The sequence below is a fragment of the Prescottella sp. GW823-FHT02E09 genome, from assembly GCF_058797375.1.
Genome location: NZ_JBXAJP010000003.1, coordinates 238,141 through 263,682, shown reverse-complemented (window position 1 = coordinate 263,682; position 25,542 = coordinate 238,141). Strand labels below are relative to the sequence as shown.

Annotated in this window: 31 protein-coding genes; 17 read left to right on the top strand and 14 right to left on the bottom strand. The window is 68.4% G+C overall.

The window, feature by feature from the left end; genetic code table 11:
• Nucleotides 1-6: 6 nt before the first annotated feature.
• Nucleotides 7-135: a hypothetical protein gene (locus AC1RIF_RS08880; RefSeq protein ID WP_492600996.1), complete on the bottom strand. Its 129-nt coding sequence runs from the start codon at nucleotides 133-135 to the stop codon at nucleotides 7-9.
• 175 nt (nucleotides 136-310) lie between these two features.
• On the opposite strand from AC1RIF_RS08880, the gene AC1RIF_RS08875 reads away from it, so the two are divergent.
• The 8 genes from AC1RIF_RS08875 (at nucleotide 311) to AC1RIF_RS08840 (ending at nucleotide 8,428) form a co-directional block, all read left to right on the top strand.
• Complete coding sequence (locus AC1RIF_RS08875) at nucleotides 311-952, top strand: TetR/AcrR family transcriptional regulator (RefSeq protein ID WP_492600995.1); 642 nt, start codon at nucleotides 311-313, stop codon at nucleotides 950-952.
• Nucleotides 953-970: 18 nt separating this feature from the next.
• The gene (locus AC1RIF_RS08870) at nucleotides 971-1,498 is read left to right on the top strand and encodes a DUF3558 domain-containing protein (RefSeq protein ID WP_492600994.1); all 528 of its coding nucleotides are present in this window, start codon (nucleotides 971-973) and stop codon (nucleotides 1,496-1,498) included.
• Between the two features lies 1 nt (nucleotide 1,499).
• Complete coding sequence (locus tag AC1RIF_RS08865) at nucleotides 1,500-2,042, top strand: DUF3558 domain-containing protein (protein ID WP_492600993.1); 543 nt, start codon at nucleotides 1,500-1,502, stop codon at nucleotides 2,040-2,042.
• A 400-nt stretch (nucleotides 2,043-2,442) separates the two neighbouring features.
• Entirely contained in the window at nucleotides 2,443-2,817 is a 375-nt protein-coding gene (gene rpsL / locus AC1RIF_RS08860) for a 30S ribosomal protein S12 (RefSeq protein ID WP_127915634.1), read from the top strand.
• Entirely contained in the window at nucleotides 2,817-3,287 is a 471-nt protein-coding gene (gene rpsG, locus AC1RIF_RS08855) for a 30S ribosomal protein S7 (protein ID WP_492600992.1), read from the top strand. Before rpsL ends, rpsG begins: the two co-directional genes overlap by 1 nt.
• Nucleotides 3,288-3,438: 151 nt before the next feature.
• Nucleotides 3,439-5,541, top strand: a complete 2,103-nt coding sequence (fusA, locus tag AC1RIF_RS08850) for an elongation factor G (RefSeq protein ID WP_492600991.1) — start codon at nucleotides 3,439-3,441, stop codon at nucleotides 5,539-5,541.
• 89 nt (nucleotides 5,542-5,630) lie between these two features.
• Nucleotides 5,631-6,821 (top strand): elongation factor Tu, encoded by a 1,191-nt coding sequence (gene tuf / locus AC1RIF_RS08845; protein WP_225019343.1) that lies wholly within the window; start codon nucleotides 5,631-5,633, stop codon nucleotides 6,819-6,821.
• Between the two features lie 122 nt (nucleotides 6,822-6,943).
• Entirely contained in the window at nucleotides 6,944-8,428 is a 1,485-nt protein-coding gene (locus AC1RIF_RS08840; RefSeq protein ID WP_492600990.1) for an FAD-dependent monooxygenase, read from the top strand.
• An 18-nt stretch (nucleotides 8,429-8,446) separates the two neighbouring features.
• On the opposite strand, the gene AC1RIF_RS08835 is transcribed toward AC1RIF_RS08840, so the two are convergent.
• A complete protein-coding gene (locus AC1RIF_RS08835; protein ID WP_492600989.1) occupies nucleotides 8,447-8,926 on the bottom strand; it encodes an ester cyclase in 480 nt (159 codons plus the stop codon).
• Nucleotides 8,927-8,982: 56 nt separating this feature from the next.
• The gene (locus tag AC1RIF_RS08830; RefSeq protein ID WP_492600988.1) at nucleotides 8,983-9,879 is read right to left on the bottom strand and encodes a LysR family transcriptional regulator; all 897 of its coding nucleotides are present in this window, start codon (nucleotides 9,877-9,879) and stop codon (nucleotides 8,983-8,985) included.
• Between the two features lie 99 nt (nucleotides 9,880-9,978).
• Here AC1RIF_RS08830 and AC1RIF_RS08825 point away from each other — a divergent pair, with 99 nt between their 5' ends.
• Nucleotides 9,979-10,377 (top strand): YybH family protein, encoded by a 399-nt coding sequence (locus AC1RIF_RS08825; RefSeq protein WP_492600987.1) that lies wholly within the window; start codon nucleotides 9,979-9,981, stop codon nucleotides 10,375-10,377.
• Between the two features lie 16 nt (nucleotides 10,378-10,393).
• On the opposite strand, the gene AC1RIF_RS08820 is transcribed toward AC1RIF_RS08825, so the two are convergent.
• The 6 genes from AC1RIF_RS08820 to AC1RIF_RS08795 are packed head-to-tail and all read right to left on the bottom strand — an operon-like array spanning nucleotide 10,394 to nucleotide 13,614.
• Complete coding sequence (locus AC1RIF_RS08820; protein WP_492600986.1) at nucleotides 10,394-11,038, bottom strand: pentapeptide repeat-containing protein; 645 nt, start codon at nucleotides 11,036-11,038, stop codon at nucleotides 10,394-10,396.
• Between the two features lie 4 nt (nucleotides 11,039-11,042).
• Complete coding sequence (locus AC1RIF_RS08815) at nucleotides 11,043-11,669, bottom strand: hypothetical protein (protein WP_492600985.1); 627 nt, start codon at nucleotides 11,667-11,669, stop codon at nucleotides 11,043-11,045.
• Entirely contained in the window at nucleotides 11,666-12,655 is a 990-nt protein-coding gene (locus AC1RIF_RS08810) for a DUF6286 domain-containing Asp23/Gls24 family envelope stress response protein (protein ID WP_492600984.1), read from the bottom strand. Before AC1RIF_RS08810 ends, AC1RIF_RS08815 begins: the two co-directional genes overlap by 4 nt.
• A complete protein-coding gene (locus tag AC1RIF_RS08805; RefSeq protein WP_005518282.1) occupies nucleotides 12,648-12,827 on the bottom strand; it encodes a hypothetical protein in 180 nt (59 codons plus the stop codon). The genes AC1RIF_RS08810 and AC1RIF_RS08805 overlap by 8 nt, the downstream gene beginning before the upstream one ends.
• Nucleotides 12,824-13,141, bottom strand: a complete 318-nt coding sequence (locus AC1RIF_RS08800) for an Asp23/Gls24 family envelope stress response protein (RefSeq protein ID WP_492600983.1) — start codon at nucleotides 13,139-13,141, stop codon at nucleotides 12,824-12,826. Before AC1RIF_RS08800 ends, AC1RIF_RS08805 begins: the two co-directional genes overlap by 4 nt.
• Entirely contained in the window at nucleotides 13,138-13,614 is a 477-nt protein-coding gene (locus tag AC1RIF_RS08795) for an Asp23/Gls24 family envelope stress response protein (RefSeq protein WP_492600982.1), read from the bottom strand. The genes AC1RIF_RS08800 and AC1RIF_RS08795 overlap by 4 nt, the downstream gene beginning before the upstream one ends.
• 155 nt (nucleotides 13,615-13,769) lie before the next feature.
• Between AC1RIF_RS08795 and AC1RIF_RS08790 the strand changes: the two genes are divergently transcribed.
• The 3 genes from AC1RIF_RS08790 (at nucleotide 13,770) to AC1RIF_RS08780 (ending at nucleotide 16,558) form a co-directional block, all read left to right on the top strand.
• The gene (locus tag AC1RIF_RS08790; RefSeq protein ID WP_492600981.1) at nucleotides 13,770-14,468 is read left to right on the top strand and encodes an SDR family NAD(P)-dependent oxidoreductase; all 699 of its coding nucleotides are present in this window, start codon (nucleotides 13,770-13,772) and stop codon (nucleotides 14,466-14,468) included.
• Nucleotides 14,469-14,569: 101 nt separating this feature from the next.
• Nucleotides 14,570-15,772 (top strand): NAD(P)/FAD-dependent oxidoreductase, encoded by a 1,203-nt coding sequence (locus AC1RIF_RS08785; RefSeq protein ID WP_492600980.1) that lies wholly within the window; start codon nucleotides 14,570-14,572, stop codon nucleotides 15,770-15,772.
• Between the two features lie 18 nt (nucleotides 15,773-15,790).
• Entirely contained in the window at nucleotides 15,791-16,558 is a 768-nt protein-coding gene (locus tag AC1RIF_RS08780; protein ID WP_492600979.1) for a glutamate racemase, read from the top strand.
• Nucleotides 16,559-16,568: 10 nt separating this feature from the next.
• On the opposite strand, the gene AC1RIF_RS08775 is transcribed toward AC1RIF_RS08780, so the two are convergent.
• The 5 genes from AC1RIF_RS08775 to mftR form a co-directional block, all read right to left on the bottom strand.
• Entirely contained in the window at nucleotides 16,569-17,177 is a 609-nt protein-coding gene (locus tag AC1RIF_RS08775; protein WP_492600978.1) for a TetR/AcrR family transcriptional regulator, read from the bottom strand.
• 124 nt (nucleotides 17,178-17,301) lie between these two features.
• Entirely contained in the window at nucleotides 17,302-17,664 is a 363-nt protein-coding gene (locus tag AC1RIF_RS08770) for an SPW repeat protein (RefSeq protein WP_492600977.1), read from the bottom strand.
• A gap of 262 nt (nucleotides 17,665-17,926) precedes the next feature.
• Nucleotides 17,927-18,982, bottom strand: a complete 1,056-nt coding sequence (locus AC1RIF_RS08765; RefSeq protein WP_492600976.1) for a 2Fe-2S iron-sulfur cluster-binding protein — start codon at nucleotides 18,980-18,982, stop codon at nucleotides 17,927-17,929.
• A gap of 151 nt (nucleotides 18,983-19,133) precedes the next feature.
• On the bottom strand, nucleotides 19,134-19,937 hold the full coding sequence (gene mftM / locus AC1RIF_RS08760) for a mycofactocin oligosaccharide methyltransferase MftM (RefSeq protein ID WP_492600975.1): 804 nt from the start codon (nucleotides 19,935-19,937) through the stop codon (nucleotides 19,134-19,136).
• Entirely contained in the window at nucleotides 19,927-20,568 is a 642-nt protein-coding gene (gene mftR / locus AC1RIF_RS08755; protein ID WP_492600974.1) for a mycofactocin system transcriptional regulator MftR, read from the bottom strand. The genes mftM and mftR overlap by 11 nt, the downstream gene beginning before the upstream one ends.
• A 124-nt stretch (nucleotides 20,569-20,692) precedes the next feature.
• Here mftR and mftA point away from each other — a divergent pair, with 124 nt between their 5' ends.
• The 5 genes from mftA to AC1RIF_RS08730 all read left to right on the top strand — a co-directional run bounded on the left by mftA (nucleotide 20,693) and on the right by AC1RIF_RS08730 (nucleotide 25,533).
• Nucleotides 20,693-20,785 carry a mycofactocin precursor MftA gene (gene mftA, locus AC1RIF_RS08750; protein ID WP_492600973.1) on the top strand — a complete coding sequence of 31 codons (93 nt, stop codon included), beginning with the start codon at nucleotides 20,693-20,695 and terminating at the stop codon, nucleotides 20,783-20,785.
• Nucleotides 20,770-21,090 (top strand): mycofactocin biosynthesis chaperone MftB, encoded by a 321-nt coding sequence (gene mftB, locus AC1RIF_RS08745; protein WP_492600972.1) that lies wholly within the window; start codon nucleotides 20,770-20,772, stop codon nucleotides 21,088-21,090. The genes mftA and mftB overlap by 16 nt, the downstream gene beginning before the upstream one ends.
• A 61-nt stretch (nucleotides 21,091-21,151) precedes the next feature.
• Nucleotides 21,152-22,372, top strand: a complete 1,221-nt coding sequence (gene mftC / locus AC1RIF_RS08740; protein WP_492600971.1) for a mycofactocin radical SAM maturase — start codon at nucleotides 21,152-21,154, stop codon at nucleotides 22,370-22,372.
• 35 nt (nucleotides 22,373-22,407) lie between these two features.
• The gene (mftD, locus tag AC1RIF_RS08735) at nucleotides 22,408-23,586 is read left to right on the top strand and encodes a pre-mycofactocin synthase MftD (protein WP_492600970.1); all 1,179 of its coding nucleotides are present in this window, start codon (nucleotides 22,408-22,410) and stop codon (nucleotides 23,584-23,586) included.
• Nucleotides 23,587-23,598: 12 nt separating this feature from the next.
• Complete coding sequence (locus tag AC1RIF_RS08730; RefSeq protein WP_492600969.1) at nucleotides 23,599-25,533, top strand: mycofactocin system FadH/OYE family oxidoreductase 1; 1,935 nt, start codon at nucleotides 23,599-23,601, stop codon at nucleotides 25,531-25,533.
• Nucleotides 25,534-25,542 lie beyond the last annotated feature (9 nt).

Here is a 25,542-nt window from a genome sequence, read left to right as displayed (position 1 = left end):
CGTCGATCAGCCGAGGAAGCCGGAGACGGTCTCGAGCGAACCGACGAAGAAGCTGAGGGCGCCGAAGAAGTCGCCGGCGGCATCGGTGAAGTCGATGAGGAAGTCGAAGACCGGGATGAACTCAGCAGAACCCATAGTGATGCTCCTGTGGATGCGATGTTGGTAGGGAAGGCAATCCTTCCTCAGGGAAAATTAATAACGTGCCCGAGTTCGTTTCGCAATGAGAATGTGACGTAGGTAACCCTAACTTCCGCGATGTTAACTTCGGATACGGAAATTCGTAGGGCAGGTAGGAGAGGACAGCGACGACATGCGCGCACCCCAGCAGGACCGGAGCAGGCTGACCCGGCACCGGCTCCTCGAAGCCACGGTCGACTGCCTGGCGGATTTCGGGTGGTCCGCGACGACGGTCGCCGTGGTCGCGCAACGCGCCGGCGTCTCCCGCGGTGCCACACAGCACCACTTCCCGACCCGCGAGGACCTCATCACGGCGGCGCTCGAGTTCATGTTCGACAGTCGGATGGAACAGGCGCGCCGCGAGGCGACGGAGTTGCCGCCCGACGGGGTCGGTCGGACCGAGGCGGTCGTGGCGCGGCTCGTCGAGTACTACTCGGGGTCGCTGTTCAAGGCGGCGCTGCAGGTGTGGACGGCAGCGGCGGCCGACCCGGAACTGCGGGCGCGGGTCCTGCCGCTCGAGGACCGGTTCGGCCGCATCGCGCACCGTACCGCCGTCGAGAGTCTCGGCGTGGACGATTCGAACCCGGCGGTCCGACGGCTGGTCCAGGCGACCCTCGATCTGGCGCGCGGTCTGGGGCTTGCGGACGTCCTCACCGACGACTCGCGTCGGCGCGCCGAGATCGTGCGGTGCTGGGCGGCCCAACTCGACGCCGCGCTGCCGCCGCTCGACGCGCAGCGCGCGCCCGTGTCGGCGCCCGCCTCGCCGGTGTCGTAGCCGGTACAGTTCCGCTCCATGTCGAACAAGCTGGTGGGGGTGCTGGCGGGTGTCGCTGTGCTGGTCACCGGCTGCGGCGCGGCGACGGGCGATTCCGGCGGATCGGACGGCTCGTCGACGTCGACCGTGCGCGCGTCCGGCCCGTTCTTCGGGGAGTGCGGATCGGTCACCGACGATGAGGTGGCCGCGGCCTTCGGCGTCCCGGGTTTCGGGACGGTGGTCCGCAATTCGGTCGGCTGCGAGTGGCAGGTGTCGCCGGGGGCCGGGCAGGGCGGGCCGCACGTGTCGTTCTCCTGGTATCGGGGCAGTCCGATCGGTCGCGAACGTGCCGGTAGCGAACTGATCGGGCGTCCGGCGTCCGACATCGAGATCGCGGGGCACCCCGGGTTCGAAGCATCCGTATCGAGCAGGCTGTGCGAGCTGGGTGTCGAGTTCGGCGACGACTTCGTGCACTGGTCGGTCGCGTACGTCGACTCGGTACCGACGGCCGACCCGTGCGCCGCGGCACGACAGCTCGCGGAGCTCACCGCGTCGAGGGGGAAGTGACGTGACCCGGATTCTCGCACCCGCCGCCGCTCCGGCCATCCTCCTGGCCGGCGTGCTCGTGCTCGCGGGCTGTGCGTCGACGGTCTCCGGGACACCGACCCCGGTCGGCGCGACCGACGCCGGCGCGTCGTCGAGGTTCGCGTCGCTGCTCACCGAGTGTGACGTCGTCGCGCCGGACCAGATCGCCGGCGCGGTCGGCGGCGACTCGATCGAGCGGGGGTTCTTCGGCGCGATCTGCCGCTGGACCGTCGGGGGCCCGAGTGGTCCCGTCCGGGTGACGTTCAACTGGTTCGAGACCGGCTCGCTCGGCATCGAGCGCCGCACGTCCGAGCAGCTGGGGTACGACGTGCAGGAGGTCGGCGTCGAGGGGCGGCGCGCGGTGCTGTCGCGTCCGCCGCAGGACCCGGCCAGCTGCGGGGTCTCCGCGGGTGGCCCGGCCGGCGGTGTGGTGGGCTGGTGGGTGCAGTTCCAGTCGCCCGGACACCCGGATCCGTGTGACGGCGCGGTCGCGCTCGCGAAACTCACGTTGAAGCAGAGTGCCTGAGTCCGACCGGTCCGTCTTGCCCGCCGATTTCCGGACCTACATACCACGCCGGGCATACCATGTTCGGCCCGCTTTGACCTCGAACGGAGCCGCCGGGTATCGTTGGGGGTCGTGTCCGACCGCGGGGGTCTCTACGCAGGCATTGTCTCGCGTGCTCGGGCCCGATCTGTGTGCCTATGCGAGGCATTGCCGTGCGCGCGTTTCTGTGGTTTCTGCAGGTACGAGCATCCGGTTGCCTGTGTAGGGGTGCGCGACACGCCCGACCTCGTGTGCACATGAGGGGCGGGTGAGGGGCAGCAGCTCTCTTGCCCCAACCGATGGATCCCTAATTTCAGAACAGCCAAGGTTGCTTGAACGGGTTCCTGTACGAGCAGTCCGAAACGAAGAAGAAAGCCGGTAAATGCCAACCATCAACCAGCTGGTCCGCAAGGGCCGCCGCGACAAGGCCGCCAAGGTCAAGACCGCGGCCCTCAAGGGCAGCCCGCAGCGTCGTGGCGTGTGCACTCGCGTGTACACCACCACCCCGAAGAAGCCGAACTCCGCGCTGCGGAAGGTCGCCCGTGTGCGCCTGACCAGCTCCGTCGAGGTCACCGCTTACATCCCGGGTGAGGGCCACAACCTGCAGGAGCACTCGATGGTGCTCGTTCGCGGCGGTCGTGTGAAGGACCTCCCGGGTGTGCGCTACAAGATCATCCGCGGCTCGCTCGACACCCAGGGTGTCAAGAACCGCAAGCAGGCACGCAGCCGCTACGGCGCCAAGAAGGAGAAGAGCTAATGCCACGTAAGGGCCCCGCTCCCAAGCGCCCGCTGATCGCCGACCCGGTCTACGGTTCGCCGCTGGTCACGCAGCTCGTCAACAAGATCCTGATGGACGGCAAGAAGTCCACCGCCGAGCGCATCGTCTACGAAGCACTCGAGCAGGCTCGTGAGAAGACCGGCACCGATCCGGTCGTCACCCTCAAGCGCGCGCTCGACAACGTCAAGCCCGCCCTCGAGGTTCGCAGCCGTCGCGTCGGTGGCGCCACCTACCAGGTCCCGGTCGAGGTTCGTCCGGGCCGTTCCACCACGCTGGCCCTGCGCTGGCTGGTGACCTTCTCGCGTGCACGTCGTGAGAAGACCATGGTCGAGCGTCTCGCCAACGAACTTCTCGATGCGAGCAACGGCCTGGGCGCTTCTGTGAAGCGTCGCGAGGACACCCACAAGATGGCTGAAGCCAACAAGGCGTTCGCGCACTACCGCTGGTGATACCACGCCAGGCCGAGGGAGCCTCACCGGCACCGAATCCCTCGGCCTGGCGTTGTCACTACTGTGTCGGTTCCGTCACCGGGCCGGCTGACAAGAAGAAAAGACGTGGCCCCAGAAGGGCCGACACGATCAACGAGCGGGGAAGAATCCTGTGGCACAGGAAGTGCTGACCGACCTGAACAAGGTCCGCAACATCGGCATCATGGCGCACATCGATGCCGGTAAGACCACCACCACCGAGCGCATCCTCTTCTACACCGGTGTGAACTACAAGATCGGTGAGACCCACGACGGTGCGTCGACCACCGACTGGATGGAGCAGGAGAAGGAGCGTGGTATCACCATCACCTCCGCTGCTGTCACCTGTTTCTGGAACAACAACCAGATCAACATCATCGACACCCCGGGTCACGTCGACTTCACGGTGGAAGTTGAGCGCTCCCTCCGTGTTCTTGATGGCGCCGTTGCCGTGTTCGACGGCAAGGAGGGCGTCGAGCCCCAGTCGGAGCAGGTCTGGCGCCAGGCTGCCAAGTACGACGTTCCGCGCATCTGCTTCGTCAACAAGATGGACAAGATGGGCGCGGACTTCTACTTCACCGTGCAGACCATCATCGACCGCCTCGGCGCGAAGCCGCTGGTCCTGCAGCTGCCGATCGGCGCTGAGGAAGACTTCGACGGCGTCGTCGACCTCGTCGAGATGCGCGCGCTGACCTGGCGTGGCGTCACGGAGATCGGTACCGCACCCACGATCGAGGAGATCCCGGCGGAGCTGGCCGACAAGGCTGCCGAGTACCGCGAGAAGCTGCTCGAGACCGTTGCCGAGTCCGACGAAGCGCTGATGGAGAAGTACTTCGGCGGCGAGGAGCTCACGGTCGAGGAGATCAAGGGCGCCATCCGCAAGCTGACGGTCACCTCCGAGCTGTACCCGGTGCTGTGTGGCACCGCGTTCAAGAACAAGGGCATCCAGCCCATGCTCGACGCGGTCATCGACTACCTGCCGACCCCGCTGGACATCGGCGAGGTCGAGGGTCACAAGCTGAACGACGAGGAGACCATCCTCAAGCGCAAGCCGAGCAAGGACGAGCCGTTCTCGGCTCTGGCCTTCAAGATCGCTGCGCACCCGTTCTTCGGCAAGCTCACCTTCGTGCGCGTCTACTCGGGTCGTATCGAGCCGGGTGCCCAGGTCCTCAACGCGACCAAGGGCAAGAAGGAGCGCATCGGCAAGCTCTTCCAGATGCATGCCAACAAGGAGAACCCGGTCGACGAGGCCGTGGCCGGCCACATCTACGCGATGATCGGCCTGAAGGACACCACGACCGGTGACACCCTGTGTGCACAGGACAACCCGATCGTTCTCGAGTCCATGACCTTCCCGGATCCGGTCATCCAGGTCTCCATCGAGCCCAAGACCAAGTCCGACCAGGAGAAGCTGGGCACCGCGATCCAGAAGCTGGCCGAAGAGGACCCGACGTTCTCCGTCGAGCTCGACGAGGAGACCGGCCAGACCGTCATCGGCGGCATGGGCGAGCTCCACCTCGACATCCTCGTCGACCGTATGCGTCGCGAGTTCAAGGTCGAGGCCAACGTCGGCAAGCCGCAGGTCGCGTACCGCGAGACCATCACCCGGGCGGTCGAGAAGCACGAGTTCACCCACAAGAAGCAGACCGGTGGCTCGGGCCAGTTCGCCAAGGTCATCATCGCCCTGGAGCCCTTCCTCGGCGAGGACGGCGCGAGCTACGAGTTCGAGAACAAGGTCTCCGGTGGCCGCGTTCCGCGCGAGTACATCCCCTCGGTCGACGCCGGTGCACAGGATGCGATGCAGTACGGTGTTCTCGCCGGCTACCCGCTCGTGAACCTCAAGCTGACCCTGCTCGACGGCGCTTACCACGACGTCGACTCCTCGGAAATGGCCTTCAAGGTCGCCGGTTCGCAGGCGCTGAAGGAAGCCGCCCGCAAGGCCGGCCCGGTCATTCTCGAGCCCATCATGGCTGTCGAGGTCACCACGCCCGAGGATTACATGGGTGAAGTGATCGGCGACCTCAACTCCCGCCGTGGCCAGATCCAGGCCATGGAGGAACGCAGTGGTGCCCGTGTCGTGAAGGCGCTGGTTCCGCTCTCGGAGATGTTCGGTTACATCGGTGATCTGCGGTCGAAGACCCAGGGCCGAGCGAACTTCTCCATGGTGTTCGATTCCTACGCAGAGGTTCCCTCGAACGTCTCGAAGGAAATCATCGCCAAGGCGACCGGCGAGTAACCTCGGTTTCGTCGGCCGAAGCACGACCAACGTAATAACCAACCGCACTGCTGCATACCGCAAGCACAATCAGTCCAGGAGGACATCCAGTGGCGAAGGCGAAGTTCGAGCGGACCAAGCCGCACGTGAACATCGGCACCATCGGTCACGTCGACCACGGCAAGACCACGACCACCGCGGCCATCACCAAGGTGCTCGCCGACAAGTACCCGGACCTCAACGAGAGCTTCGCGTTCGATCAGATCGACAAGGCTCCCGAGGAGAAGGCTCGCGGCATCACGATCAACATCTCGCATGTTGAGTACCAGACGGAGAAGCGTCACTACGCTCACGTCGATGCCCCCGGTCACGCCGACTACATCAAGAACATGATCACCGGCGCGGCTCAGATGGACGGCGCGATCCTGGTCGTGGCGGCCACCGACGGCCCGATGCCGCAGACGCGCGAGCACGTGCTGCTCGCTCGCCAGGTCGGCGTGCCCTACATCCTGGTCGCGCTGAACAAGGCCGACATGGTCGACGACGAGGAAATCCTCGAGCTCGTCGAGATGGAGGTCCGCGAACTGCTGGCCGGCCAGGAGTTCGACGAGGATGCTCCGGTCATCCCGATCTCGGCTCTGAAGGCTCTCGAGGGCGACGCCAAGTGGGTCAAGTCCATCGAGGATCTGATGGACGCGGTCGACGAGTCCATCCCGGACCCGGTTCGTGAGACCGAGAAGCCGTTCCTGATGCCCGTCGAGGACGTCTTCACGATCACCGGTCGTGGCACCGTCGTCACCGGACGTATCGAGCGTGGCGTTGTCAACGTCAACGAAGAGGTCGAGATCGTCGGCATCCGCCCGACCTCGACCAAGACCACGGTCACCGGCATCGAGATGTTCCGCAAGCTGCTCGACCAGGGCCAGGCCGGCGACAACGTCGGTCTGCTGGTTCGTGGCATCAAGCGCGAAGATGTCGAGCGCGGCCAGGTTGTCGTCAAGCCGGGCACCACGACTCCCCACACGGAGTTCGAGGGCCAGGCGTACATCCTGTCCAAGGACGAGGGCGGCCGCCACACGCCGTTCTTCAACAACTACCGTCCGCAGTTCTACTTCCGTACGACTGACGTGACGGGCGTTGTGACCCTGCCCGAGGGCACCGAGATGGTCATGCCCGGTGACAACACCGAGATGTCCGTCGTGCTGATCCAGCCGGTCGCCATGGACGAGGGCCTGCGTTTCGCGATCCGTGAGGGTGGCCGCACCGTCGGTGCCGGTCGCGTCACCAAGATCATCAAGTGATTTTCTGATCACTGACGGTTGATCCCGTCAATGGCGCTCACTCCTTCGGGAGTGGGCGCCATTGCGCGTTTCCGGGGCGTAGCATTCGGTCCGACCCAGTTGGTGTCGGACGAGGAATGGCGATGACCTCTCGAGAATCCTCGAGCACGCACGAGACCGAGGTGCTGGTGGTCGGGGGAGGGCCCACCGGCATGACCGTCGCGGGGGACCTCGCCCGTGCCGGTCGTCAGGTCGTGGTTCTGGAGCGATGGGCGTCGATCAATCCGTCCAGCCGGGCCTTCGTCACGATGCCCCGCACCCTCGAGGTGCTCGACAGCCGCGGACTGGCCGACGAAGTGCAGGCGAATGCCGGCACGGCGTCGCGCATCAACCTGTTCGCCGGCGCGGCGCTCGATCTGAGCAGGCTGCCCTCGCGCTACCGGTTCGTGTCGATCACACCGCAGACGAACGTCGACCAGGCCCTGGAGCGCTACGCCGTCGCCCAGGGCGCGACGGTGCTGCGGGGACGGGAAGTCTCGGCCCTGGAGCAGGATCGGGACGGCGTGACGGTCACCTCCCGTCCCAAGGACGGCGTCGACAGCGACGTGTGGCGCGCAGAGTACGTCGTCGGCGCGGACGGCGCCCACAGCACGGTCCGCCGACTGCTCGGCGTCGACTTTCCCGGCGAGACGGTGCTGTCATCTGTGGCACTGGCCGATGTCCGGCTGAGCGCCGGGCCCGCAGGAGCGGGTCTCACACTCGGCACCACCAGCGATTGTTTCGGTTTCCTGGCGCCCTACGGCAGCGCCCGGCCCGGATGGTTCAGATCGATGACCTGGGACCGGACGCGCCCTCTTCCCGATACCGACCCGGTGGAGGAGGACGAGGTGATCGCCGTACTCGCTCGCGCGATGGGGCGGGACGTCGGGGTGGAGGAATTCTCGTGGTCGTCGCGCTTCCACTGCGACGAGCGGCAGGTGACCGACTACCAGCACGGGCGCGTGTTCCTGGCGGGCGACGCCGCGCACGTGCACTCGCCGATGGGAGGCCAGGGAATGAACACCGGCATCCAGGACGCCGCCAACCTCGCCTGGAAACTCGACGCCGTGCTGTCGGGCGCCGATTCCGGTGTCCTGCGTTCGTACCACCGGGAGCGGCACCCTGTGGGGAAGCGGGTCATCCTGCAGAGCGGTCTGATGATGCGAGCAGTCACCGCGGGCCCCGCGCCGGCCCGTGCGCTGCGAGACGTCGTCGCGCCGGTGATCTCGAGATTCGGGCCGACCCGGGACATGATCGCGGGCAGCTTCTCCGGTGTGACACTGCACTATCCCCGGGACAGGCATCAACACCGTCTCGTCGGCAAGCGCGCCACCGAGGTACCGCTGCGCGAGGGCCGGCTGACTGCGGTCCAGAGAGAACATCCGGGCTTCGTCCTGGTCCACGAGAACGACGCCGTCCCCGTGCCGACCAGCGTGCCCGCCCACCTCACCCAGACTCGACGCACGGACAGGGGTCCGGCACTGCTCGTCCGCCCGGACGGCTACATCGCGTGGGCCGGTCCGAGCCTGCGCGGCCGTGGCCCGTCGGGTTGGGAGAGCACATACCGTGCCTGGACAGGAGCGCCGTGACGTCGGAGTTCCGTCTCCCTACCGACCGACCGCGCCGAGTTGCTCCAGGAGGGAGAGTTCGTCCGCGAGGGCCCACACCTCGGTGATCCTGCCGTCGGCGACCCGCATGATCAGGACCTCGTCGAACTCGATCCTGCGTCCGGTCGCGGGAATGCCGAGGAACTCGCCCGTGTGCGTGGCGACGAAGGTCGCCCGGGTCACCACGACATCCCCCTCGGCGATCTGAGCTCCCACATCGAGCCTGAAATCGGGGAACGCCGCGTCGAGGATCGCTGCCATGTCGTCGAATCCGGCTTCGGACCCCTCCGGGTCGGTGCCCCCGTGATCAGGTCCGGTGGCCAGCAGGTGCCGCACCGCGCCCTGAACACCCATCCGGTGGATGCGCATCTGCGGGTGGAACACCGCGGGGGTCAGATCATGTCGCCGATTGTTGACGATCTGCTCGAACTGGAAGTTGACCACGTCCTTGGGGTCCGCAGAAGTGGGGGTGTCCGCCATGGATCTGCTCCTCACCGAGGGTGCAAGCCATTTCCTCACCATAAGGCTGACAGGCTTCAGCGTGCAGGTGCTCCGTGGTGATCCCCGAACGCGCGCCGGGTGTGCGCCAGGAGTTCACGCAGCGCGGGGGAGGGTTCCCGCTGCCACACGAGTGCCAGCACGGCGTCGACGGTGACGTCGGTGATCACCCGCGATGCCAGGTTCGGGTACGACGCGGCCATGGATTCGCTCAGGATCGCGACGCCGAGTCCGCGGATCGCGAGGTCGGCCACGGCATCGGGGGCGCTGGCCTGCAGGGCGATGTCCGGTCGGCAGCGCAGCTCCGCGCACCCCTGCTCGAGGACGCTGCGGATGCCGGTGCCCGTCGGCAGCGTGACCAGCGGATGCGCACACACGTCGGCCAGCGTCACCGACGGCAGCCGGGTCAGCGGATGACCGGTGGCCGCGGCGGCGACCAGGCGTTCGCTCACGAGCGTCGACGAGGCCAGATCGACGGGCGCGTCACCCGCGACGCCGACGAGCGCCAGGTCGATCGTGCCGCCGCGGACGCCGTCGACGAGTCGATCGGAGTTGTCCTCGGTCAGGTTCACGTCGACACCCGGATGCGCGCGGTGAAACGCGGACAGGGCGTCGAACAGCGGCGTCACGGTGCAGGCCGTGACCATGCCGATCTCGAGTCGACCCCGGACCAGTTGATTGACGTCGTCGACCGAGTCACGGACGGCCCGGGCCGCGGCCAGTGCGGCACGGGCGTGCGTCAGTGCGGCCTCGCCGGCCACCGTGAGTGTGGCAATGCGGGTCGAGCGGTCGAACAGGGCCGCGCCGAGGTCGTTCTCGAGTTGCCTGATCTGTGCACTGATGCCCGGTTGGCTGACGTGGACGCGGGCCGCGGCACGCGTGAAGTTGGCTTCCTCGGCCACCGCGACGAAGTACTCGAGCTGACGCAGTTCCATAGCTGAAGATTCTACTTTCGAGTGGAACTATCTGTTGGACTTCTGGGTTGCGTCGTCGGATGCTCGATGTACCGAATCCGCGGCAGGAGAGGAACAGACATGACGAAGTCGCTGAGCGAGCAGTCCGAACAGTTCGAGAACAACGAGAAGGCCATGACACCCGAGGACCTCACCCGCCTGTTCGTCGAACGGTCCAACGCGGGCGACGCCGACGGTGTCGCGGCACTGTACGAGGAGGGGGCGGTGATGGCGTACCCGCCCGGATCGGTGACGGTCGGGCGGACAGCGATTCGCGATCTGTGGGCACAGGTGCTGGCCCACGCGCCTCGTTTCGAGCCGGAGCCGCCGTTGCCGACGCTCGTGAGTGGAGGGCTTGCCCTGACGTCGACGCCGCCCGGGGACGGGGCGGGTGCGCGGGCGCAGGTGGTGCGCCGGCAGCCGGACGGCAGTTGGTTGCGGGTGCTCGATCAGCCGGAGTTCGTCCAGCCGGCGGAGTAGTCGGGCGAGCGCGCGGTCAGTGGCCGGCCACCCGCAGTCCGTTCGCGGCCGCGAAGCTCACCGCCTGGTGCATCTCGATGCACGCGCCGGTCAGTTTGGCGGAGGTCCACAGGGCGGCGTCGACGCGCGCACCTTCCAGGTCGGCGTCGTCGAGGCGCAGGCCTGAGGTGCGTGCGCCGGTGAGGTCGGCGCCGCGCAGGATCGCCTTGCGCAGGTCCGCCTGGACGAGGTTCGCCTCCCGCAGTCGGCAGCCCGACAGATCGACGCCGCGCAGGTCGATCTCACCGAGTGAGGCGAGGGTGAAGTCGACCTCCTCGAGCGTGAGCGGGCGGATCCGCGACTCCCGGATCACCGAACCCATGAAGCTCGAATGCAGAAACGTGCTGTCCCACATGCGGGTGTACTCGAAGTGGCAGTTCCGGAACGCGGACCCGCTGTGCCGCGAGCCGGTGAGGTCGGCGCCGGTGAAGTCGCAGTCGGTGAACGTCACCGATTCGGTGACGAGGTTCGACAGGTCGGCGTCCCGGAAGGTGCAGCCGGTGTAGTTGCGGTGCTGCCAGGTCTCGCCGGCGAAGGTGGCGTCGGAGAAGTCCTCGCCGTCGACGTCCGTGCCCTCGAGGTCGGAGTCGGTGTTCGAGAGGTCCGGGCCCGGTTCGCGCATGGTGTCAGTCTGCACCTTCGCCGGCGGAGGGTTGAGTGCCGGGTGTGTCGGGTGCGGCCACCGGTGGATGGTCGGCGCGGTCGAGGTGCAGCAGGACGCGCACCGCGACGTCGGCGACGGCGGCGCCGCCGAGTGCGGACGTCGTGGTGGCCGCGATCCGCTCGGACGCGCGGGTGAGCGCGGCGAGGTCGGAGTGTGGATCGGCTTCGATAGTCACCTGGATCGTCGCGAGCCCCCGGTCCGACAGGGCGCGACCCCGTGCGCGCCGCACCCCGGGCAGTTGTTCGACTTCGGTGGCGACGCCGTTCGCGATCGGGCCGAGGTCGATCGAGACCGGAGTGTCCGTCCACGACTCGAGGAACTGGCTGGGTGAGGCGCGCCTCCGGGTGAGGTCGACTGCGAGGACGACAACCGCCAGGACGAGGCAGACGCCGACGGTCACCCCGAGCGCCGCGTGCCACCAGCTCTGATCGGGGACCTCGGTCAGCCGGTCTCGGTCGAAGTTGGCCACGGCGTCGCGGACGGAGGTCACGCCGCGGTCCCAGGCGAGTGCCGTCGCCCCGGCCGCGGCGAGCACCAGGCCGACGACGAGGACGAGAATGCGGTTCAGCGCCGCCGCGCTCCGCTTCACGACCGGGCCTGCTTGCGGTTCGTGCGCGTCTTGACGCGCAGCTTCAGTGATCGTCCCAGGAGCGAGAGTCCGTTCCCGACGGCGTCGACGACCGCGTCGCGAAGGCTGTCGGTGTCGGGTCCGCCGACGGCGGCGTCGGTGATGACATGAACGGTGGCGCGGCGCCGGTCCACGGTGGTGTGTGCGGACACCACGCCGGGCACGGCGCCGGCCCGTGCACTGCACATGCGGGCGACGTCGACGGGCCGCATCCACACCGTGGCGACGCCGTCGTCGGCGCGCAGCGGAACGTGGGTGCGGGTGCGTGGGGCGAGCGCGAGGAACACGAACAGGATGCCGACGACGAGACCGGCGAGCGCGACCGGGACCAGCCACTGCTCCCAGTGCAGACGTCCGAGCCATTCGAACGTGTTCCGCAGCCAGGGCGCCCCCGAGATCGTGCCGCGAGCGATGAGCAGTTCGCGAACGGCGACGGCGGCCAAGCCGAGTAGGCCCAGCGCGATCACGATCGCCGCGGGGACGGCTGCGGGCGCGGCGGTCGGTGGCCGCGGCGCGGTGACGGTGTCGGCAGGGGTGGGCGTCGGGCACGCGATGTCCGAGTCGCCCGGAGCGTCGGGTCCGGTGCCGGCGACGAGGACGCCGAGTTGGTGCAGCGGCATTCCGGTCAGGCTCTCGACCCGTTCGGCCACCTCCTGGTGCACACGCCGGGTCAGTTCCGCGACGTCGCACGGCCAGTGCACGCCGAGATAAAGGTTGACCGCCACCGCGCGCGTGCCGGTGGAGACGTCGGCGCGGGGCAGCTCGCGGCCGGTGAAGCGGGTGAGCCCGCCACCCTGCGGCACGACACCGGGCACATGGAGGGCCGCGGTGGTCGCGATCTTCGCGATTGCCCGATCCTTGATGACCAGGCTGCCACGTGACCCCGGCTCGTCGATCGCCGCATGCATCGACGGGGCGTCGCTCGGTTCGGTGTCCGGTTCAGCCACGGCCGCGGGATCGGAGCAGGGCGCCGAGGTCGAGGTGGCCGTCGCGGTGGGCGCCGATCGCCATCCCGACCGCGCCGAGGAGCACTGCGAAGACGAAACCGCTGAAGCCGCCGAGGATTCCGGCCAGCGCCAGGAGAAGTCCCGCGATCAGTCCCATGCCTGTACTGCTCATCGTTGGGGTCCTGTCTCGTCGTCGGGGATGTCGGTGAGGTCCTCGATCGTCACGTCCACCGGAACGCTCACGACCGCGCGGACGGCACCGCGGACCCGTTCGGCGGTGGCGAACAGGTCGGCGGGGTAGCGGACGGTGACGTGGACGGAACAGCGGTCGTCGTCGACCCGCACACCGGTCACCCGCCGACCAGGTAGATACGTGGCGATCTCGCCGAACTCGCCACCGTGCAGTCCCGCCACCCCGGGCACCGCCAGTGCCGCTTTCGCGGCGAGCTCGGCCGGTGAGAGTGTCTGTGCGACAGGCTCTGTCACTGCACCCTCGGTTTGGCGTCGGACTCGGTGCCGGCGTCGGTCTCGTCGAAGAGCACGACATCGAAGACGGTGATGTTGACCTCGGTGACCTCGAGGCCGGTCATGTTCTCGACTGCGGCGATGACGTTCCGGCGGATCCCGGCGGCGAGTTCGTGCAGTGCCACGCCGTACTCGGCGACGATGCCGATGTCGATCGCGGCCTGCTTCTCGCCTACCTCGACGGCGACGCCCTGCCGGTGGTCGACGCGTGCGCCGGGGATACGGTCGCGCAGCGCACCGACGACGCGTGCGGTGCCGCCGCCCACGTCGTAGACGCCGTTGATCTCGCGGGTGGCGATGCCCGCGATCTTCGCGACGACCGCGTCCGCGATGATCGTCCTGCCCTGCGAGCTGATCAGGTCGGGCGTCCCACTTGCCCCGAACGGGATTCGCCCGCCGCCCGCGTTCGAACCTGCACTCGGATCAGTGGTCATCGTCGCTCCTCTTGCGGTGCCGTTCCCGCGTCGGCCCGGTTCCGGTTCAACTGTAGTGACTTCTGCGCGCTCCCGGGAGCGGCGACCGGCTACGGTTCGAGCGAGGAGTGTGTCCGAGCAGCGGCGACAGTCGCATGTCGAGAGGTGAGGGGCGAATGAGCGCAACGGTATTGGTGACGGGTGGGACGGGCGGACTGGGTGTCGCGGTGACGCGCGTGCTCGCGGACGCCGGGTGGCGCGTCGTCGTGCCGTGGCATTCGGCCGGGGCGGTGGAGCGGCTCGGGGGTCATCCGGCCGTGGTGCCGGTTTGTGCGGACCTGCTCGATGCGGACAGCGTCGCCGAGGTGGTCGGCGTCGCGAGTTCCGACGCGGACGCGCCGTTGACGGCCGTCGCGAACCTGGTCGGCGGTTTCGCGATGGGCAAGCGGCTGCACGAGACGCCGGTCGAGGACTTCGAGTCGATGCTGCGCCTGAACCTGCGCCCGCTCTATCTGACGACGCAGGCCGCGGTGCCGCACCTGATCGAGGCCGGGGGCGGCTCGATCGTGACGGTGTCGAGCAAGGCGGCGTTCGCGCCGTTCTCCGGCGCCTCGGCCTACGTGACGTCGAAGGCAGCGGTGTGGGCGCTGACCAGCGCTCTGGCGGTCGAGTACGCCCGCGACGGGATCCGCGCCAACTCGGTCCTGCCGACGATGATCGACACCCCGGCGAACCGCGCGGATCAGCCGAGCGCCGACCGCAGCGGGTGGGTCTCGCCCGAGCAGATCGCGGAGGTCGTCGCGTTCCTGTGCAGCGACGCGTCGGCGGCGATCACCGGCGCTCAGGTGCCCGTTCCCGGCGTCGCGGGGAGCTGACCCGGATCGAGGGAGTATCGCTCGGCCCCGCAGGTTTGATAAGAACAAGTTCTAATTCTTGCGACGGCCCGCGTGGGTCGCGGCGATGGAGGGTTGACGCAATGTCGAGTAACGAGAGCACCGTGGGTCCGGTCGTGATCGTCGGGGCCGGTCTGGCCGCCGTCCGCGCCGCCGAGGAGCTCCGCCAGTCGGGGTACGACGGCGAGCTGGTGATCGTCGGCGACGAGCCGCACCTGCCGTACGACCGGCCGCCGCTGTCGAAGGAAGTGGTGCGCGGCGAGAACGACGACACGACACTGCGGCCGCGGGAGTTCTTCGACGAACAGCGGATCGATCTGCGGCTGGGTGCCGCCGCGACCGGCCTCGACCGGGAGAACCGCACGATCTCGCTGTCGGACGGCACCGAGATCGAGTACGGCCACCTGATCATCGCGACCGGCCTGACCCCGCGCCGCATCCCGGGCCTGCCCGAGTTGGACGGCGTCCACGTCCTGCGGTCGGTCGACGAGAGCCGCGCGCTGCGCGCCGACCTGAGGGAGGGCGCTCGTGCCCTGGTCGTCGGCGCCGGCTTCATCGGGTGCGAGCTGGCCGCGAGCATGCGCGCGCTCGGCCTGGACGTCGTGCTCGTCGAGCCGCAGCCCACGCCGCTCGCATCGGTGTTGGGGGAGCAGGTGGGTGCGCTGGTCGGGCGCATGCACCGCGACGAGGGGGTCGACGTCCGCGCCGGTGTGGGACTGGCGTCGCTGACCGGGCAGGAGCGGGTGAGTGGCGCCGTGCTGTCCGACGGCACCGAACTCGATGTCGATGTCGTCGCGATCGGGATCGGCTCGGTGCCGGTCACCGGCTGGCTCGACGGCTCGGGGATCGCGCTGGGCAACGGCGTGCTGTGCGACGAGGTGGGCCGCACCGACGATCCGCACGTGTGGGCGATCGGCGACGTCGCAGCGTGGCGTCACGAGGCGGGCGGCCACAAGCGCGTCGAACACTGGAGCAACGCCGGCGACCAGGCGAAGATCCTGGCGGGTGCGCTCACCGGCACCGGCGACCCGGACGCCCCGACGCAGGTCCCGTACTTCTGGAGCGACCAGTACGGGCTCAAGATCCAGGCCCTCGGTACCGTCTCGACCGACGACGACGTCCATGTGATCAAGGACGACGGACGCAAGTTCGTCGTGTACTACTCGCGCGGCGGGGCACTGACCGCGGTCGTCGGTGCCGGATCGGCCGGTGCGGTGATGAAGATGCGCGCGAAGATCGCGGCGGGTGTGCCGATCGGGGAACTGCTCGAGTCCGCCCCTGCCTGACCCGGCTAGATTTGTCGGGTGATCGTTGCGCTCATCGACTCGGGTCTCGGACTGCTGCCGACATCTGCGTGGCTGCGTCGGTTGCGGCCGGATCTGGATCTGATGCTGTCGCTCGACCCGGAGAACGCGCCGTGGGGACCCCGAGACGAGCAGTGGGTGATCGACCGGGTGGTCGGCACCGCGCGCCGGGCGGTCGATCGCGGCGCCGAGGTCGTGGTGCTGCCGTGCAACACCGCGAGCGTCACCGCACTCGAGCACGTGCGTGCCGATCTCGGCGACGACATCCCCGTCATCGGCACGGTGCCGGCGATCAAGCCCGCGGCCGCGGTGTGCGATTCGGTTGCCATCTGGGCCACCGCAGCGACCACGGCGAGCGCCTACCAGGCGAATCTGGTCGACGAGTTCGCGAACGGCAGCTCGGTGGTGGGGGTCGCGTGCCACGGTCTGGCCGATGCGATCGATCTGGGCGATGTCGAGGCCGCGCGGGCGGCCATCGCGTCGGCGGCGGCCCGCACACCCGGCGACGTGACCGGTGTCGTGCTCGGGTGTACGCACTATCCGCTCGTCGCGGACGAGATCGCGGCGCACCTGCCCGACGGGGTCGTGCTGTTCGACAGCGCCGAGGCCGTCGCGGCGCAGACGCTGCGCCGCATCGATGCGCTCGGGCGCGACACGACCGGGCAGGGGACCGTCGAGGTCCTACTGAGCGGGACCAGAGGCGAGCTGCCGGTCAGCGCCGCGGCGTTCGATGCCGGACGGCTCCTGCTCGCCGCACCCTCGCGCTGATCCGGTCGCGTCAGCCCAGCTGGACCATCCCGGCGGCCACCACCCGGGCCATGCTGCCCAACTCGTCGCCCGAGCGGCGCGGGACGTCGTCGAGGTCGTGCATCCTGTCGTTGCGGGCGGCCGAGAACATCGCCGCGACCCACGCGTTGGCGCAGGCCCGCAGGGTTCCCGTCTGCACCGGGCCGGGGGCGCTGGCCTGCAACACACGGACCGTCGCCTCGAGCAGGTACGAGCGGAGTCGTCGCAGGTGGTGACGGATGTCGGGGTGCGTCTCGGCCTCCCGCCAGATGATCACCCGCATCGTCGACGAGTGGTGGTCCCGCAGGTTGAGGGCGGTGTCGAGATTGACCAGGCTGGTCGCCGGGTCGCCCGGCGCGACGAGGGGATCGAGGTCGTCGAGCGGTTCGGCGGGTAGTCGTTCGGCGAGCAGTGCGGTGAGGATGTCGGCCTTGGTCGCGAAGTAGTAGAAGATCAGCCCCTTGGGTACCCCGGCGGCCGCGGCCACGGCGGCGGTCGAGGTGGCGTCGAATCCGCGTTCGGCGATCAGTGACTCGGCGGCGTCGAGGATCCTCTCGCGTGCGTCTCCGTCGGTCTGGGCGCTGCGCCGTCGATGCGGCATCGGGGGTGTCTCCGGTCGGATGTCGGTGGGGTGAGGGCGTCGGCCCTCACCCCACCGACGGCTCGTGAGTGTGGTCTGTCTCGGTCAGTGTTGTTCTGTCTCGTTCGGTGTCGGTCAGTGTTCGTCAGTGCGCGGCGACCCCGCCGTGACCGTGCATCCGGGCACTCATCGCCGGCATCCCGGCGACGGCAACCACCACGGTCAGCGCTCCGACCACCCAGGCCGTCCACGATGCCCCGGTCATCGAGCTGAAGTTCATGACCCACGGGGAGATGAACATCAGGACGCCGAACACACCCATCGCGTAGTCCGCCGCGACCATGCCGGGCCGCGCCATCTGGACCAGGCCGGCCAGCGCGACCAGCACGCCGAGCACGATCAGCGACCACCGGGCGCCGGTGTCGGTGGCGAGCCACAACGGTGAGAGGGCCGCGTAGGCGCCGAGGACGACAGCCGCGTAGTCCTGCCAACGAGTTGATGCCTTCATGTCCAGCCTCCTCGGGAAAGGATTGTGTCCTCACCTCAGTGTCACGCTGACTGACCGGCCGATCAATATGTCCGTATTGCACTCTTGTTGCAGACTGGTGCAGGTCAGGCCACGAAACGGTAGCCGAATGTCACATGGGTTCAGTTGGATCGAACGCATGTGACATTCGGCCGACGAGCGGGTCCCGGCACAGCCGGAACGCGAGAGGCCCGACCCCACCGGATGGTGGAATCGGGCCTCTCGTGAGTGTTCGAACCGAGTGTCAGAACTCGATCTTCAGGTGATCGCTCACCGGCTTGGCCTGGCAGCCCAGGATGTAGCCGTTGTCGATGTCCTCCTGGTCGAGCACGCCGGCGTGATCCATCGACACCTCGCCCTCGCGGACGGTGCAGGCGCACGAACCGCACTCGCCCTCCTGGCAGGAGTACGGCACATCCAGGCCCTTCGACAGCATGACGTCGACGAGGGTCTGCTTGCGCGGCCACGCGAAGCTGTGGGTCTCGCCGTCCAGCTCGATCTCGACGGTCGCGGCGTCGGCGGCCTCCTCCTCGCTGACCTCCTCGAGCTCGACGTCCTTGAACGGGTCGCCGGCGAGGGAGTTGAAGACCTCGGCGTGGACCTGCGCGCGGGGCATGCCGGCGTCGGCCAGGGCAGCGTGCACGGTGTCCATGAAGGGGCCGGGGCCGCACATGAAGGCCTCGTGCGACGTGTACGGCGCCGCGAGCGTCGCGAACTGCGCGGCCGACGGCAGGCCCTGCAGGCTCACGATCCAGTGGATGATCGTGAGGCGATCGGCGTACTTGGCAGCCAGCTCGCGAAGCTCGGCCGCGAAGATCACGGAGCTCTCGTCGTTGTTGGCGTAGACGAGGACGACCTTGCCCTTGCCCTCGGTGAGCGCCGACTTGAGGATCGACATCACCGGGGTGATGCCGCTGCCCGCGCCGAACAGCAGGAAGTCGTGGTCGAGCGACTTCGGGGTGAAGACGCCCGACGGCGGCAGCACCTCGATCTGGTCACCGACGGAGACGTTGTCGCACAGCCAGTTGGAGCCGTAGCCCTCGGCGGTGCGCTTGACGGTGACCTTGGGGGCGTCGTCGGTGAACGGCGAGCTCGCGAGCGAGTAGCAGCGGGCGACCGAGCCGGTCAGGTCGCTCGGGATGCGTAGCGTCAGGAACTGGCCGGGCTTGTACTGGAACTTGCTCTTCATGTCCGCGGGGACGTCGAAGACCAGCGACCGCGAATCGGGGGTCTCCTCGATCACCCCGGACACGGTGAGCACCGCGGATCGAGAGCTGTGCGGCACGTCGATAGTGGTCATGCGAACTCTGGTCCTCTCGTGGATCAGTTTAGAACGTGTTCTAGTTTCAGCGTAGCAGCGTAGCGACGCTACCGGGGCGATGGTAATTCTCCGATTCCGGCTCCCGCTGATCGGGAGCGTGCTCGAGCGCCCTCGCCGAGTGCTCGAGAGGTCAGGCCTCGAGGATCAGCCAGCCGCCGTGGTGGTCGAAGACCTCGAAGGGCCGGCCCGTCGACATGCCGAGTTCGCGCAGGGTGTCGGCGTCGAACGTGCGGACGTGGCCGTGGCACGCAGTGGCCTCGTCCTCGTACGGGACCGCGATCACCACGCGCTGACGGGCGATGCGCAGTGCCTCGGCGACGACCGTGGCGCCCGTCGCGGGATCCACGTGTTCGAGCAGGTGGACTGCGGTGACGGTGTCGGCGCTGCCGTCGGGGACCGGGACGTCCGCGGCGTCGCACACGAGGGTGTCGATCTCGATGCCGAGCTGCGGTGCGACGGCGTCGAGCAGCGTCATCGTGCCCGGCAGGATGTCGGTCGCGGTGACGGGGACGCCCGCACGGGCCAGGCGCAGCGGCAGGAAGCCGAAGCAGGAGCCCAGGTCGAGGACGCTCCCGCGCACCAGTTCGGCGGCCTTGTCGTGGATCGGGGCGAAGTCGGCGGTGCCGCCCTGGAGCTCCTCGAGCGAGTTCCGGTAGTAGACCGTCCAGGACTCGAGGGCGTCGGGCACGGTCGAGCGGACCAGCCCGACCATGGTGAGCTCGAACTCGGCCTGCCCGAAGCTCGCGTCGCCGATGGATGCGGTCACCTCGGCGACGAGGCGTTCGCTGAGCGCCTCCGGTCCCAGTGAATGGCGCACGTGCAGGGTGTCGCCCGTCCTGGTGAGTGAGATGGGTCCGCTCGGGACGCGCTCGACGGTGACGTGGTCGTGCGACCACCGGCCCGGGGCGCAGGGGGCGAGCGAATCAAGCGTCATGGTGGGCGGCCCCGTTCAGGAGTGGTTCGTGTAGGTCGGCGAGGCCGGTGTAGAGCACCCGGCTGCCCTGGGTGATGAGGTCGATCAGGTCGAGCGACTCGTCGGTGAGCCACGTCTCGTACGCCCCCAGCGCGACGCCGAGCATGAGGTAGCCGACGGTCTTGGGGAGCTGGTCGGTGGGGTCGAGGTCCAGTCGTTTCGCGACGTACTCGGCGATCACCCTGCGCCAGCCGTCGTACATCACCACCGAGTACGCCTGCAGTGCCGGCACGACGAAGATCAGCTCCATGCGCCGGCGGTGACCCGCCGCGACCTCGGGCGGAAAGGTGTTGAACGCCAGCACGGCCGAGACGAGGCTGTCGAGGATCGACATGTCGTCGGGCATCTCCGCGAGCAGGGTGCGCATCTCCGACATGTGTGCGTCGAAGTCGCCCCACGGCACCGCGTTCTTGGACGGGAAGTACCGGAAGAAGGTGCGACGCGCGATTCCCGCGGCCTCGGCGATGTCGTCGACGCTCGTGTCGTCGAACCCGCGGGCAGCGAACAGGTCGATGCCGACCGCGGCGATGCGGTCACGCGTCGTGGTCGGTCTCCTACCGATCCGCGACGACGGGTTCCTGCGAGTTCGCACGTGTGTGGCCTCCTTCACTAGTCATTGTGCACCCGATGCCATTACAGTGGTGAGTCGAGTCACAGTGAAGAAGTCACTATGACCGCAGACTCCGCTCCCGGGGTCCGATTTGGAGGAGGAATCGATGTCCGATCGCGACAACGTCACCGAAGGCCAGCTCGTCGAGGAGTCCCTCGTCGAAGAGGTTTCCATCGACGGCATGTGCGGCGTGTACTGATCGTGTCCACACCAGCCGCCGGCAGTAGCTCGTCGGCCGGCACGATCGATCTCGACGCGGCGTGGAAGCTTCACCCGCAGGTGGCGCTGCGCCCCGAACCTTTCGGGGCGCTGCTCTACCACTTCGGAACGCGCAAGCTCTCGTTCCTGAAGAATCGGACCATCGTCGCGATCGTCGAATCCTTGCCGGAGCACCCGGACGTCCGGGCAGCTCTGACGGCGCAGGGCATCGAGGAGGGTGCGGCACGGCCGTATCTGCGCGCCCTCGAGACCCTGGCCGACTCGCACATGATCGTGCCGTCCTGATCTCTGCCTCATCTCCACACATGCACCCAACCAGACATCCCCGATGTGAGGACGCAGCCCCATGACCTCAGTTCTCGAGCCGCCCGCCCCCGCCGTGGGTCGACTAGTCGACCAGTTCGAACTCGGTCTCGACGCACCTATCTGCCTCACGTGGGAACTCACCTACGCCTGCAACCTGTCCTGCGTGCACTGCCTGTCGTCCTCGGGACGTCGTGACCCGCGCGAGCTGTCCACCGAACAGTGCAAGTCGATCATCGACGAGTTGCAGCGCATGCAGGTCTTCTACGTCAACATCGGCGGCGGCGAGCCCACCGTGCGATCCGACTTCTGGGAGCTCGTCGACTACGCGACCGAGCACCAGGTGGGCGTGAAGTTCTCCACCAACGGCGTCAAGATCGACAAGAAGGTGGCGCAGCGACTCGCGTCCAGCGACTACGTCGACGTCCAGATCTCCCTCGACGGCGCGACCGCCGAGGTCAACGACGCGGTGCGAGGCCCGGGTTCGTTCGCGATGGCGGTCCGGGCGCTGGAGAACCTGTCCGAGGCCGGGTTCAAGGACGCGAAGATCTCGGTCGTCGTCACGCGGCAGAACGTGAGCCAGCTCGACGACTTCAAGGCGCTCGCCGACAAGTACGGTGCGACGCTGCGCATTACGCGTCTGCGCCCGTCCGGTCGCGGCGCCGACGTGTGGGATGAACTGCATCCCACCCAGGCGCAGCAGCGCGAGTTGTACAACTGGCTGGTCGCGAACGGCGAGGGCGTCCTGACGGGCGACTCGTTCTTCCACCTGTCCGCGTACGGCGACGCACTGCCGGGCCTCAACCTGTGCGGCGCGGGGCGCGTGGTGTGCCTGATCGACCCGATCGGTGACGTGTACGCGTGCCCGTTCGCGATCCACGACCAGTTCCTCGCCGGAAACATCGTCTCGGACGGTGGATTCCAGCAGGTGTGGCAGCACTCGGAGCTGTTCCGGGATCTGCGGTCGCCGCAGACCGGGGGCGCGTGCGCCAAGTGCGATCACTACGACTCGTGCCGCGGCGGCTGCATGGCGGCCAAGTTCTTCACCGGCCTGCCGATGGACGGCCCGGACCCCGAGTGCGTCCAGGGGTACGGAGAGTCGGCACTCGCGGCCGACCGCAGCGTGCCCAAGTCCAGCCAGGACCATTCGCGGACCGGTAAGCGCGCCGAGCGTCGCACGCCGCAGGCGCCGGTTCCGCTGACCCTGCTCACCCGTCCGCCGGCCAAGATCTGTGACGAAAATCCGCTTGCCGGAATGGAATAGACGAACATTTTCTACAGCAGTACGAGAGGTTTGACATGGCCAAGAGTGCCTGGTTCGAGACGGTCGCGGAGGCGCAGCGGCGGGCGAAGAAACGCCTGCCCAAGTCGGTCTATGCGGCGCTCGTCGCCGGATCCGAGAAGGGTCTGACCGTCGACGACAACATCGCGGCATTCACCGAACTGGGGTTCGCGCCGCACGTCGCCGGCCTCGCCGGTGAGCGCGACCTCTCGACCACCGTGATGGGTCAGCCCATTTCGATGCCCGTGATGATCTCGCCCACCGGTGTGCAGGCCGTGCACCCGGACGGCGAGGTCGCGGTCGCGCGCGCCGCCGCCGCACGGGGCACCGCGATCGGGCTCAGCTCGTTCGCGAGCAAGTCCATCGAGGAGGTGGCCGCGGCCAACCCGCAGACCTTCTTCCAGATGTACTGGGTGGGCGACCGCGACACGCTGCTGCAGCGCATGGAGCGGGCTCGCGCCGCGGGTGCGACCGGCCTGATCATCACGCTGGACTGGTCCTTCTCCAACGGACGCGACTGGGGCAGCCCGTCGATCCCGGAGAAGATGGACCTCAAGGCGATGTTCCAGTTCGCGCCCGAGGGCATCACGCGCCCGAAGTGGCTGTGGGAGTTCGCGAAGACCGGCAAGGTGCCGGATCTGACGACGCCCAACCTGGCGGCGCCGGGCCAGGAGCCGCCCACGTTCTTCGGTGCGTACGGGCAGTGGATGGGCACGCCGTTGCCCACGTGGGACGACGTCGCGTGGCTGCGTGAGCAGTGGGGCGGTCCGTTCATGCTCAAGGGCGTCATGCGCGTCGACGACGCCAAGCGGGCTCTGGACGCCGGATGTTCCGCGATCTCGGTGTCGAACCACGGTGGCAACAACCTCGACGGCACCCCGGCCCCGATCCGGGCGCTGCCCGCGATCGCGGAGGCGGTCGGCGATCAGCTCGAGGTCGTGCTCGACGGCGGCATCCGCCGCGGCAGCGACGTCGTCAAGGCGCTCGCCCTCGGCGCCCGCGCCGTCATGATCGGCCGCGCGTACCTGTGGGGCCTGTCGGCCAACGGCCAGGCCGGTGTCGAGAACGTCCTCGACATCCTGCGCGGCGGCATCGATTCCGCGGTGCTGGGATTGGGCCACAAGTCGATTCACCACCTGAGCCCCGCCGACCTGGTGGTCCCCGAGGGCTTCCGCCGCGACCTGGGCGTCGGCTAGAAAACCGCGCACGTGCGCGGCAGTCTCACCGAGCAGTTCACCCTGGCCGGGCGTATCGCCCCGGCCAGGGTGCTGTTCGGTCCGCACGAGACCAACCTGGGGGACGGCCGCGCGCTGTCCGCGCGGCACGTCGCGTACTACGAACGTCGTGCTCGGGGCGGCGCCGGACTGATCGTCACCGAGACCGCGTCGGTGCACCCGAGCGATTGGCCGTACGAGCGCGCGCCGCTCGCTGCGGATTGCGGACCGGGTTGGCGCGCGGTGGTGGACGCGTGCCACCCGCACGGAACGCTTGTGCTCGCGGGACTCGGGCACACCGGGCTGCAGGGGTCGAGTGCGTGGTCGCAGGCCGCGCTGTGGGCGCCGTCGCGCTTCCCGGACCCGGTGTCGCGCGAGCTGCCGATGGAGATGGAGCGAGCCGAGATCGACTCGCTCGTCGACGGTTTCGCTGCCGCCGCCGGAGCCGCGGTGGCCGCCGACGTGGACGGCGTCGAACTCGATGCCGGTCCGTTCTCCCTGCTCCGACAGTTCCAATCGGGACTGACCAACCGTCGTGCCGACCCGTACGGTGCCGACCGACTGCGCCTCACCCGTGAGGTGATCGCGGCGGTGCGGGCCGAGCTCGGCGCCGACCGGATCCTGGCGCTGCGGCTCAGTTGCGACGAACTCGCGCCCTGGGCCGGTGTCACCCCGGACGAGGCCGCCGAACAGGTTCGTGCACTGGCCGATGCACTGGACCTGCTCGTCGTCGTGCGGGGTGGTCCGTACTCCACCGCCGCCTATCGACCGGACGGCCACTCCGTGCCCGGGTTCAACAGCGACCTGTGCCGCTCGATCCGCGCGGCCGCCGCCGGCCGAGTCCCGGTCGTGTTGCAGGGCAGCGTCGTCGAGGCGACACAGGCCCAGCGGGCACTCGACGATGGCGTCGCGGACCTCGTGGAGATGACGCGCGCGCAGATCGCGGATCCGGACCTGGTGACACGGGTACGTGACGGCGCCACGCCGCGGCCGTGCGTGCTGTGCAACCAGACCTGCCTGGTCCGGGATCCGCGGAACCCGGTGGTGACGTGTATCGGCAATCCGACGGCCGGATTCGAGACCGTCGATCCGGAACCGGTCGAGGTCGCCCGTCCCGTCCCGGCGCTGGTGGTGGGTGGTGGGCCTGCGGGTCTCGAGGCGTCTCGGTTGCTCGCGATGCGGGGGTTCCGGGTGACGTTGGTGGAGCGCACCACTCGGCTCGGTGGAATGCTCCGACCTGCCGCCGACGGGGTGGGGCGTGAGCGGTTGTCGGCGTTGGTCGACTGGCTCGAGGCGGAGTGTCGCCGACTCGGAGTGGAAATCCGGACCGGCACCGAGATCGGGCCGGACGGTGTGGAGGACGCGCGTCGTGGCGGCGCCGCTGTCGTCGTCGCGATCGGAAGCACGTCTCGCCCCGCGCCGTTCGCGCCGGAGGCAGGATTGCAGGTGATCTCCGCGGCCGACGTGCTGTCGGGGGCCGCGCTCGATGCGGGACCGGTCGTGGTGTTCGACCCCGTCGGCGGTCCGGTGGCGGTGTCGCTGGCGCTGCTGCTGGCCGCGCGGGGGCGCGATGTCGCGATCGCGACACAGGACCAGTTGATCGGATCGCGACTCGGCCCGACGGGTGATCTGGTGGGCGCGAACAAGCGATTGCAGGAAGCCGGTGTGACGTCGCATCTTGCGGTTCTCCCGGTGGCCGGGACATCCGGAGAAGTGTTGCTGCAGAACCGCTTCACGGGTGTCCGTGTCGGCGTACCGTGCTCGGTACTGGTGGACTGTTCACTTCCGCTGCCGAACGAGAAGTTGGCCGTGGGCGAGGGCGTGGCGAGGGTCGGCGACTGTGTCGCACCCCGAACCGTCCTCGAAGCCGTCCGCGAGGGAAGACTCGCGGCAATGTCCATGTCGCAGTACGAGGTAGTCACGGGATAGGAGATCACG

Bases quoted from the DNA above. Each gene is read 5' to 3' on its own strand.
- AC1RIF_RS08870 (WP_492600994.1), top strand. From the start codon at position 971: ATGTCGAACAAGCTGGTGGGGGTGCTGGCGGGTGTCGCTGTGCTGGTC.
- mftM (WP_492600975.1), bottom strand. From the start codon at position 19,937: ATGACGCTTGATTCGCTCGCCCCCTGCGCCCCGGGCCGGTGGTCGCAC.
- AC1RIF_RS08840 (WP_492600990.1), top strand. From the start codon at position 6,944: ATGACCTCTCGAGAATCCTCGAGCACGCACGAGACCGAGGTGCTGGTG.
- rpsG (WP_492600992.1), top strand. From the start codon at position 2,817: ATGCCACGTAAGGGCCCCGCTCCCAAGCGCCCGCTGATCGCCGACCCG.
- AC1RIF_RS08795 (WP_492600982.1), bottom strand. From the start codon at position 13,614: ATGACCACTGATCCGAGTGCAGGTTCGAACGCGGGCGGCGGGCGAATC.
- AC1RIF_RS08820 (WP_492600986.1), bottom strand. From the start codon at position 11,038: ATGCGCGAACCGGGCCCGGACCTCTCGAACACCGACTCCGACCTCGAG.
- mftA (WP_492600973.1), top strand. From the start codon at position 20,693: ATGTCCGATCGCGACAACGTCACCGAAGGCCAGCTCGTCGAGGAGTCC.
- AC1RIF_RS08835 (WP_492600989.1), bottom strand. From the start codon at position 8,926: ATGGCGGACACCCCCACTTCTGCGGACCCCAAGGACGTGGTCAACTTC.
- AC1RIF_RS08805 (WP_005518282.1), bottom strand. From the start codon at position 12,827: ATGAGCAGTACAGGCATGGGACTGATCGCGGGACTTCTCCTGGCGCTG.
- AC1RIF_RS08875 (WP_492600995.1), top strand. From the start codon at position 311: ATGCGCGCACCCCAGCAGGACCGGAGCAGGCTGACCCGGCACCGGCTC.
- AC1RIF_RS08775 (WP_492600978.1), bottom strand. From the start codon at position 17,177: ATGCCGCATCGACGGCGCAGCGCCCAGACCGACGGAGACGCACGCGAG.
- AC1RIF_RS08770 (WP_492600977.1), bottom strand. From the start codon at position 17,664: ATGAAGGCATCAACTCGTTGGCAGGACTACGCGGCTGTCGTCCTCGGC.
- AC1RIF_RS08790 (WP_492600981.1), top strand. From the start codon at position 13,770: ATGAGCGCAACGGTATTGGTGACGGGTGGGACGGGCGGACTGGGTGTC.
- AC1RIF_RS08825 (WP_492600987.1), top strand. From the start codon at position 9,979: ATGACGAAGTCGCTGAGCGAGCAGTCCGAACAGTTCGAGAACAACGAG.
- AC1RIF_RS08830 (WP_492600988.1), bottom strand. From the start codon at position 9,879: ATGGAACTGCGTCAGCTCGAGTACTTCGTCGCGGTGGCCGAGGAAGCC.
- AC1RIF_RS08765 (WP_492600976.1), bottom strand. From the start codon at position 18,982: ATGACCACTATCGACGTGCCGCACAGCTCTCGATCCGCGGTGCTCACC.
- rpsL (WP_127915634.1), top strand. From the start codon at position 2,443: ATGCCAACCATCAACCAGCTGGTCCGCAAGGGCCGCCGCGACAAGGCC.
- mftC (WP_492600971.1), top strand. From the start codon at position 21,152: ATGACCTCAGTTCTCGAGCCGCCCGCCCCCGCCGTGGGTCGACTAGTC.
- AC1RIF_RS08880 (WP_492600996.1), bottom strand. From the start codon at position 135: ATGGGTTCTGCTGAGTTCATCCCGGTCTTCGACTTCCTCATCGACTTC.
- AC1RIF_RS08785 (WP_492600980.1), top strand. From the start codon at position 14,570: ATGTCGAGTAACGAGAGCACCGTGGGTCCGGTCGTGATCGTCGGGGCC.
- mftD (WP_492600970.1), top strand. From the start codon at position 22,408: ATGGCCAAGAGTGCCTGGTTCGAGACGGTCGCGGAGGCGCAGCGGCGG.